7 protein-coding genes are annotated in these 6,892 nt (G+C 63.3%); 3 read left to right on the forward strand and 4 right to left on the reverse strand.

From position 1 onward, the window contains the following. Positions 1 to 9: 9 nt before the first annotated feature. Positions 10 to 1,623, reverse strand: a complete 1,614-nt coding sequence (gene aceB / locus H2040_RS07515) for a malate synthase A (RefSeq protein WP_287156465.1) — start codon at positions 1,621 to 1,623, stop codon at positions 10 to 12. Positions 1,624 to 1,707: 84 nt separating this feature from the next. Further along, positions 1,708 to 3,009, reverse strand: a complete 1,302-nt coding sequence (gene aceA / locus H2040_RS07520) for an isocitrate lyase (protein WP_287156466.1) — start codon at positions 3,007 to 3,009, stop codon at positions 1,708 to 1,710. 161 nt (positions 3,010 to 3,170) lie between these two features. Between aceA and H2040_RS07525 the strand changes: the two genes are divergently transcribed. The 3 genes from H2040_RS07525 to H2040_RS07535 all read left to right on the forward strand — a co-directional run bounded on the left by H2040_RS07525 (position 3,171) and on the right by H2040_RS07535 (position 5,746). Continuing rightward, the gene (locus tag H2040_RS07525) at positions 3,171 to 4,607 is read left to right on the forward strand and encodes a helix-turn-helix domain-containing protein (protein ID WP_022696578.1); all 1,437 of its coding nucleotides are present in this window, start codon (positions 3,171 to 3,173) and stop codon (positions 4,605 to 4,607) included. 72 nt (positions 4,608 to 4,679) lie between these two features. Beyond that, a complete protein-coding gene (locus tag H2040_RS07530; protein WP_022696579.1) occupies positions 4,680 to 5,138 on the forward strand; it encodes a helix-hairpin-helix domain-containing protein in 459 nt (152 codons plus the stop codon). Then, positions 5,135 to 5,746, forward strand: a complete 612-nt coding sequence (locus H2040_RS07535; protein WP_287156467.1) for a glutathione S-transferase family protein — start codon at positions 5,135 to 5,137, stop codon at positions 5,744 to 5,746. Before H2040_RS07530 ends, H2040_RS07535 begins: the two co-directional genes overlap by 4 nt. Here the strand turns inward: H2040_RS07535 and H2040_RS07540 are convergent. Together H2040_RS07540 and H2040_RS07545 are read right to left on the reverse strand one after the other, a co-directional pair. Next, positions 5,743 to 6,165, reverse strand: a complete 423-nt coding sequence (locus tag H2040_RS07540; protein ID WP_287156468.1) for a PaaI family thioesterase — start codon at positions 6,163 to 6,165, stop codon at positions 5,743 to 5,745. The genes H2040_RS07535 and H2040_RS07540 overlap by 4 nt on opposite strands. Before the next feature lie 18 nt (positions 6,166 to 6,183). Next, a partial coding sequence (locus tag H2040_RS07545) for an acyltransferase (protein WP_287156469.1) occupies positions 6,184 to 6,892 on the reverse strand: 709 nt, incomplete at its 5' end.

The raw sequence follows: 6,892 nt of genomic DNA on the forward strand, positions 1-6,892 counted from the left end.
CCGGACGGCTCAATTCAGGCGTGGATAGGCGGGCAGGGTGAGGAATTCCTCGAACGTATCGCTGAAGACCAGATCCTTGAAAATCGCGGCCGCTTCCTCAATGCGCGCGGAGGCGTATGTCTCTTCGCCCAGTTCTTCGCGCAGCTCTGAAAGGACGCTGGCGAACCAGTCCTCCAGAAGCGGCGTGTCGATGACCCGGCCGTCCTCGAGCCGCACCTTGTGAACGCGCCATTGCCATAGCTGCGCGCGGGAGATCTCGGCCGTTGCGGCGTCCTCCATCAAGTTGTGGATCGGCGCGGCGCCGCGGCCAGACAGCCAAGCGCTGAGATAGCGGATCGCGACGTCGATATTTCCGCGTGCGCCGTCCTCTGTAACCGCGCCGGGGGCGGGCCGCGTCAGCTCTGCGGCGCTCGTCTCGTATCCGTTGAGCCTGTCCAGCTGGTTGGGGCCGGGCATCCGGGCGTCGAATGCCTCTTCCGCGGCGGCGACCAGCGCCGGGTGTGCGACCCAGGTGCCGTCATGTCCGTCCTCGGCCTCGCGCTCCTTGTCCGCTTTCACCTGCTCGAATGCGCGGGCATTGGCGGCTTCGTCATTCTTGACCGGGATGAAGGCGCTCATACCGCCCATGGCGTGCGCGCCGCGGCGGTGACAGACCTCGATCACGCGCAAGGAGTAGGCGCGCATGAAGGGCGCGGTCATCGTGACCATGGCGCGGTCGGGCAGCACTTTGTCGGCGCGCGCCTTGAACCGCTTGATATAGCTGAAGATGTAGTCCCAGCGGCCGCAGTTCAGGCCGACAATCCAGTCCCGCAGAACATACAGGATTTCGTCCAGTTCAAACGCGGCGGTGATGGTTTCGATCAGGACCGTGACGCGCACCGTGCCGGTTTCAAGGCCCAGCGCCTTCTCCGCGTGCCCGATGACCAGCGCCCAGAGCCGCGCCTCCTCCATGCTCTCCAGCTTGGGCAGATAGTAGTAAGGGCCCGTGTCATTCGCCTTGAGGGTCTGATGGTTGTGGAACAGATAAAGACCGAAATCGAACAGGCCGCCGGACACCGGCGCGCCATTCACTTTCAGGTGCGCTTCGGGTAGGTGCCAGCCGCGCGGCCGCACGATCAGCGTCGCGATCCTGTCGTTGAGCGAATAGGACTTGCCGTTCGTCTCATCCGTAAAATCAATCTGGCGGGCATTGGCGTCGCGCAGATTGATCTGCCCCTCCACCATGTTCGCCCATGTCGGGGAGGAGGCGTCCTCGAAATCGGCCATGAAGCAGCGCGCGCCGCTGTTCAGCGCGTTGATGACCATCTTGCGGTCCACGGGACCGGTAATCTCCACCCGCCTGTCCTGAAGGTCCTGCGGCGCCGGGCGCACCTTCCAGTCAGCCTTGCGGATTTCTGCGGTATCTGTGCGGAAATCCAGGTCCTCTCCGCCGTCCAGGGACGCCTGGCGGGTCTGGCGGGCGGCCAGGAGGCGCTGACGCGCGCCGTCAAAACGGCGATGCAGATCCGCGACAAATTCCAGCGCCTCGCCGGTCAGGATGGTCTCATAGCCGGGCGCGAAGTCACCGTGGACCTCAATTCCCTTTGATTTCAGATCATCAGTTATCGGGGCGTGCTGGTTCATGTCGGGCCTGTTGAATTGCGAAAAAGAAAAATGGGCCGCGCGCGTGTTTCAGCGACGCGGCCCCAGTCGAGCGCGAGGGTGCGCCTATTCAGCCGCGTTCGCGGCAGCCTGGAATTGCGCGGTCTCGGTGGATTCCGACATCGCCGTGGTGGAGGACAGGCCCCCCGTCACGGCCTGGCTGACCATGTCGAAATAGCCCGTGCCGACTTCACGCTGGTGACGCGTGGCGGTGTAGCCGTTCTTCTCGGCGCCGAATTCGGCTTGCTGAAGCTCCGAATAGGCCGCCATGCCGCGGTCGCGGTAGCCGCGCGCGAGCTCGAACATGCCGTAATTCAGGGCATGGAAGCCGGCCAGCGTGACGAACTGGAACTTGTAGCCCATCGCGCCCAGCTCTTTCTGGTACTTCGCGATGGTTTCCTGATCCAGATTGGCCTCCCAGTTGAAGCTGGGCGAGCAATTATAGGCCATCATCTTGCCCGGATAGGCTTTCTGGATCGCCTCGGCGAAGCGGCGCGCCTCGTCCAGATTCGGCTTGGAGGTCTCCCACCACAGCAGATCGGCGTGCTTGGCATAGGCGAGACCGCGCGCGATGCAGTGGTCAACGCCGACGCCGTCTTTCAGGCGATAGAAGCCTTCCGGCGTACGGCCGGCATCATAGTCAATGAATTCATGGTCGCGCGGGTCAGCGTCCGAAGTGATGAGCCTTGCGCTCTCCGCGTCCGTGCGCGCCACCAGTACCGTGGAGGTTCCGCAAACATCGGCCGCCAGACGCGCCGAGTTCAGGTTACGCTCATGCGCGGAGGTCGGGATCAGCACCTTGCCGCCCAGATGGCCGCATTTCTTTTCAGAGGCCAGCTGGTCCTCGAAATGCACGCCGGAGGCGCCGGCCTCGATATAGGCCTTCATGATCTCGAAGCAGTTCAGCGGGCCGCCAAAGCCGGCTTCGGCGTCGGCCACGATGGGGGCGATCCAGTCATGCTGGACATTGCCTTCTGCGGCCTCGACCTGATCGGCGCGCTGCAGGGCGCGATTGATCTTCTTACACAGCTCCGGCCCGGAATTGGCCGGATAGAGCGACTGATCCGGGTACATGGCCCCGGCGATATTGGCGTCCGCCGCCACCTGCCAGCCGGACAGGTAGATGGCTTTCAGGCCGGCGCGCACCTGTTGCATGGCCTGGTTGCCGCTCATCGCGCCGAGCGCATTGATGTAGGGTTCTTCCTTGAGAAGCTTCCAGAGCTTCTTGGCGCCTTCCTCGGCCAGCGTATGGCGAACTTGAAGCGAACCGCGAAGCCGCTTCACGTCCTCGACGCCATAGGGCCGCTCGATGCCGTCAAAGCGGCCGTTTCCGCCGCCATCCACGAGGCTGTTGATATCCTGAGCCATAAAAATTCCCCTTCAAGGCAATGTGCGCCGATAACCACCGGCTGTTATTGCAGACAGAGTTGACAGGCTCAGCGTAAAAGTCACGAAACCTAGACATTAAAAAGGGTTTTGACGTATGTGTGTGTTGTGAAATATTTGTCAGTTTGTAATGATTGTAAATCATGAGTGACCGAAAACTGTTCGCCGGCCCCAAGCTGAGACGTCTCCGGAAATCCATGTCGCTGCCGCAGGCGCGCATGGCGGAGGAGCTGGGCATTTCGGCCAGCTATCTGAACCTTATGGAACGCAACCAGCGGCCGATCACGGCACAGGTTCTCCTCAAGCTTGCCGAAACCTATGACGTGGACCTCAAGGAGCTGGGGCAGGAGCCGGACGGGCGCCTGGTCGTCAATCTGCGGGAGGCGGCGGGCGATCCCCTGCTGGATACGCTGGCGCTGGACCGGCAGGATCTGAACGAATTGCTGGAAGGACATCCGCGCGCCGCCGAGGCATTGATCCGGATGCACGGGGCCTACCGGGATTCGGTCCGGCACGCCGCGGACCTGGCCGAACAGATCACTGAACGCGGCGGCGCAATCGAGACCGCGATCGCCGCATCCCCCATGGAGGAAGTGCGCGAGACGCTCCACAAGCGGAATAATCATTTTCCGGCCCTGGAAGACGCAGCCGATGCGTTGGTGAAATCCCTTAAAGCCGACTCGCGGGAGCTTGAGGGGCCGCTGCGGGAACGCCTGTCCAGACAGCACAAGGTCGCGACCAAGATATTGCCGCTGGAGGTCATGCGCGGCGCGCTGGCGCGGTTCGACCGTCACTCGCGGCGCCTGTTCCTCAACGAGGCGCTGACGCCTTCCACACGTGTTTTCCAGCTTGCCTATCAACTGGCCCTGCTGGAGCTTTCCGGCGTGCTCGACACTGTGGAGGAAGAGGCGCAGCTCTCGTCGAAGGAGGCGCGCAAGCTGTACCGCATCAGTCTGGCGAACTATATCGCTGGCGCGGTGATGATGCCCTACGCGCCGTTCCTGAAAGCGGCGGAGGAAAACCGCTATGACCTGGAAATTCTCGGCCGGCGCTTCGGGGCGGGGTTCGAGCAGGTTTGTCATCGCCTGACCACGCTGAACCGGCCCGGCCATCGCGGCGTGCCGTTTTTCATGATCCGCGTGGACCACGCCGGGAATGTCTCGAAACGCTTTGGCGGGCGGGTCTTCCATTTTGCGCGAAGCGGCGGCGCTTGCCCGCGCTGGCGGCTTTATGAGGCGTTCCGGCAACCGGGGCGCGTTCTGGCCCAGCCGGTCGAACTGCCGGACGGCGCGCGTTATTTCACCATGTCGCGAACAGTGGAGCGCCCGGGCGGCGGCTGGCGCAATCCGGGCCAGATGCTGGCGATCGGTCTGGGCTGCGAAGCGTCCCAGGCGCAGCGGCTGGTCTATGGCGACGGGCTGGATCTGGAGCAGGCGGAGGCGTTCACCCCCATCGGGGTCAATTGCCGGCTTTGCGAACGGGCTGATTGCAACCAGCGCGCCTTCCCGCCGGTTCAGCGCCAGCTATTCGTGGACGAGCACTATCGCGGCGCATCGCCCTTCAGCTTCCGCGAGGATTGACGGGCGCGCTTCGAGCCCTCACCAAGACGCGTCTTTCAAATTCCGGTGAGACCGTTTCAGGACAGGTGATCAATGGGTGAGTTCGGAGCGTATTTTGGCGGGGTGGTCTTTCTGCTCGCCATCGTGACGGTTCTGGTGGGCTGGTGGCTGTTCGCGCGCCAGGGCGATACGTTCGAATACAAGCCTAATCGCGGCGACTATCCGCTCAAAACCTCGCCGACGCTGGGCGATGCCGTTGAACCGGACGAAGCTGGCGCCGGAAACGAAGAGGTCGCCGAAAATGAAGGCGACCGGCCCATGCTGTACGAGTCTCCAATGGAAGGGCCGCCTGACGACCTCAAGAAGCTTAAAGGCGTGGGGCCGAAGCTGGAGGCTCAACTCCACGCGCTGGGCGTTTATTATTTCGATCAAATCGCCGGCTGGTCTGACAGCGAAGCCGACTGGGCCGACGCGCAAATCAAGGGCCGCGGCCGCATCCGGCGCGATGACTGGGTCGGTCAGGCGCGCGCTCTGGAAAGGGACCCGTCATGAAACTCTATCACGCCCGCTTTGCGCCCAATCCGGAACGCGTGCTGATGTTCCTGAAAGAGAAGGGCAAGGCCGACCAGCTCGAAATGGAAGAGCTGAATATCATCGAGAACGAACACAAGACGGACGCTTTCCGTGAAGTCAGCCCGCTCTCGCAACTTCCCGCGTTGAAGCTGGATGACGGCCGTTGCCTCACTGAAAGCCGCGCCATCTGCCGCTATCTTGAAGGCCTGTATCCTGATCCGAACTTGATGGGCGCGGATGACGAAGAGGCGGCCTTTATCGAGATGTGGGACCGCCGGGTGGAGATGATGTGGTTGTTGCCCATGGCCTGGTGGGCGCGGCACGGCCATCCGGCCTTCACCGCCATCGAGAGCCAGATTCCAGACCTCTCCGCGCGTGGCGAGAAGGGTTTTCTCAAGACGGCCAAATGGCTGGATGGCGAACTGGCCGGGCGCGACTGGATCGCGGGCGAACGATTCACCATCGCCGACATCACAGCGTTCGCGACACTGGGCTTTGCGCGCGTGATGAAATGGAAACCGGGCGAGGACCTGCCGAATCTGCGCGCCTGGCGGGACCGGGTGATGGAACGGCCCTGCGCGGCCTAGCCGCCGACCCGTTTCAGTACGGCTGAAAAGCTGCCTACCGTCTTGTCGCCGGCGCGGATAATGCCGCGCGTGAAGACCAGCGACTTTCCGGCCCGCGGGGTGTCGCCTGTACAGGTCACCAGGTCGCCCTCGCGGGCGGCGTCCAGAAAATCGATGTTCAATGAGGCGGTGACCGCGCCGGTTTCAACCGTCGGCCCGGCGATGCAGAAAGCCGCGAAATCGGCAAAGCTGGCCAGACATCCGCCGTGCAGCGCGCCGAACCCATTCATATGGCGTTTCTCGGCGCGGAAGGCCGCGATCGGCTCTCCGTCATCGCCGCGCTTGTAATAGAAGGGGCCGGCGGCGCCTTCATACGGGTCCATGTTCTTCCACGTTTTCCAGCCGGCGAATTCGCCTTCGGCTTCCTTGTCGGGCGTCATAATCGTCCTTGTCTGTGGTCAGTCGTTCTGATTGGGGGCGAGCCTGACGCGAAGCCAGGAAAGAAGCGTATTGCCGGAGAGGCGGTCTTTCTGAAGACTAGTGAAATAGCGGTCCAGCGCCAGAGGGTCGGCGAGCAAATCTACCCGCGTGCGGCGCGGCGCGTCCGGATCCAGCGTTTTCACGACGCGCGCCGGATTGCCGACCGCAACCGCGCCTTCCGGAATATCGTTCACCACCACGGCGCGCGCGCCGATCACCGCATTCTCGCCAATGGTCACGCCCTTTCCGACAAACGCGCCGTCGCCAATCCAGACATTATCGCCGATGGCGACCGGCGCGGCGCTGGGCGGGCCGACGCGGTCATACAGGCCATGCCAGTCGGAATCGGTGATCGTCGTATTGGCGGCCAGCATGACGCCCGCGCCTATCGTGATCCGCTCCGCCGCCATCAGGCGCGTGCCGGCGATCAGAAGCACGGCGTCGCCCAGCGTGATCGCCGCTTCACTGTCCGGCGCTGGCCATGTGGTCAGCCGCACCGGCGCGGCGCGGTCCGCCAGAACATGCAGGGCCCGGCCCGCGCGAATATTGCGGCCCGTGACTTCCACGCGCCACGGATTCTCGATACGCGCGAAATCGCCCAGCGCATCGAAATGCGGGGCCAGGAAGCGGCGGGTCCACCAGCGGTCATAAGCCTTGCGGAGGCGGAACATCCAGTAAGGGCGGGGG

Source organism: Euryhalocaulis sp. (genome assembly GCF_013911995.1).
Classification (GTDB): domain Bacteria; phylum Pseudomonadota; class Alphaproteobacteria; order Caulobacterales; family Maricaulaceae; genus Euryhalocaulis; species Euryhalocaulis caribicus.

Coding starts and splice junctions, on each gene's coding strand:
- aceB (WP_287156465.1), bottom strand. CDS start 1,623: ATGAACCAGCACGCCCCGATAACTGATGATCTGAAATCAAAGGGAATT.
- aceA (WP_287156466.1), bottom strand. CDS start 3,009: ATGGCTCAGGATATCAACAGCCTCGTGGATGGCGGCGGAAACGGCCGC.
- H2040_RS07525 (WP_022696578.1), top strand. CDS start 3,171: ATGAGTGACCGAAAACTGTTCGCCGGCCCCAAGCTGAGACGTCTCCGG.
- H2040_RS07530 (WP_022696579.1), top strand. CDS start 4,680: ATGGGTGAGTTCGGAGCGTATTTTGGCGGGGTGGTCTTTCTGCTCGCC.
- H2040_RS07535 (WP_287156467.1), top strand. CDS start 5,135: ATGAAACTCTATCACGCCCGCTTTGCGCCCAATCCGGAACGCGTGCTG.
- H2040_RS07540 (WP_287156468.1), bottom strand. CDS start 6,165: ATGACGCCCGACAAGGAAGCCGAAGGCGAATTCGCCGGCTGGAAAACG.